This window comes from Pseudomonadota bacterium (assembly GCA_034660915.1).
Taxonomy (GTDB): Bacteria; Desulfobacterota; Anaeroferrophillalia; order Anaeroferrophillales; family Anaeroferrophillaceae; genus DQWO01.
The window spans coordinates 1-1,525 of the sequence record JAYEKE010000233.1; the positions used below are offsets into that span (position 1 = coordinate 1).

The 1,525-nt window shown below is 47.0% G+C and carries 1 protein-coding gene; it reads right to left on the minus strand.

Annotated features, from left to right (window positions below; genetic code table 11):
- A partial coding sequence (gene thrC / locus U9P07_12965) for a threonine synthase (protein MEA2110315.1) occupies positions 1-1,363 on the minus strand: 1,363 nt, incomplete at its 3' end.
- Positions 1,364-1,525: the final 162 nt, after the last annotated feature.

Consider the following 1,525-nt stretch of genomic DNA (forward strand, 5'->3'; position numbering starts at 1 on the left):
CCGTATCCGCCGGCAAAATCTCATATCGACATTTGCGCTGGTCGATTTCCCGAAGCGATTCCGGAACTGGTGGATAGGAGCCAATAGCCTGGTGCACGGCATCAGGAAACTTCGCCGGATGGGCGGTGGCCAGACAGACAGATGTTACTGTATTATTTCCTTCTTCACGACGCAACTGCCGGGCTACTTTGACTCCAACTGCGGTATGGGGATCGAGAATATATCCTGTCTGTTGATGAAAATCAGCGATAGTGTTCAGGGTTTCATCGTTAGTGGCAAATCCGGTGGCAAAATCTTTCTGCACCCGGAGCAATTGTTCCCTGTTGATGGAAATAGTTCCGGTTTCCCTGAGCTGGGCAAATGATTGTCTGGCCATTTCGGGATCGCCATGATGCAGATAATACCAGTAGCGTTCAAAATTACTGGCCAGCTGGATATCCATCGATGGACTCCAGGTGGGAAGCACTTCAGTGCACTGGTAAACACCGGTTGAAATAAACTGGTTCAAGATGTTGTTTTCATTACTGGCCAGTACCAGCCTCCTGATCGGCAAACCCATCCTTTTGGCCAGGTACCCCGCAAAGATATTACCAAAATTTCCGCTGGGGACCACAATGTCAACATTTTTTTGTTCGCTGTCCGGCAATTGCAGATAAGCAGAAAAGTAGTAAACAATCTGAGCCATAATCCGGGCCCAGTTGATGGAATTTACTGCTCCCAGATGAAATTTTTGTTTAAAGTCCAGGTCGGCAAAAATCTCTTTGACAATCCGCTGGCCGTCATCAAAAGTTCCCTTGACGGCAATATTGAAAACATTGTGGTCAAGCACGGAGGTCATTTGTTTTTCCTGGACAGGGCTGACCTTGCCATGGGGGTGAATGATGAAAATGTTAATATGATCTTTGCCCCGGACGCCGTAAATAGCGGCACTGCCGGTATCCCCGGAAGTAGCACCGAGGATGTTCAGTATTTCTCCCCGTTCAGCCAGAATCCAGGCAAAAAGGTTGCCCAGAAACTGCAGGGCTATGTCCTTAAAAGCCAGAGTCTGGCCGTGAAAAAGTTCAAGAATGTAGATGTCTCCCCGTTTGACCAAGGGGGCAACACCAGGATGATTGAAGGTGGAGTAGCTTTGGGTGATGAGGTTTTCCAGCACTTTTGGGGAAATATCATTGCCGACATAAGGGTGAAAAATATTTAGGGCCAGTTCCTGGTAGGTCAGGTTCCGGAACCGCTCAATATCATTTTTGCTGAAACAGGGAAGAGTTTCAGGCAGCAGCAAACCACCATCGGTAGCCAAGCCCATCATAACCGCATCGGCAAAGTTGACCGGTTCAATTCCTCCCCTGGTACTGATATATTTCATTGATGACCAGCCTGTCTTTTCAACTGTTTCAGCTCTTTCCTCAGTTGTTCGATAAGAAAATCTTTCTTGTTGATAGTATGCTGCAACTTTTCTATTTTCTTTTCCACAGTGCATATTTTGGTTGTATACTCAAGTCTTACTCTCTTATTTTGTCTGGCCAGG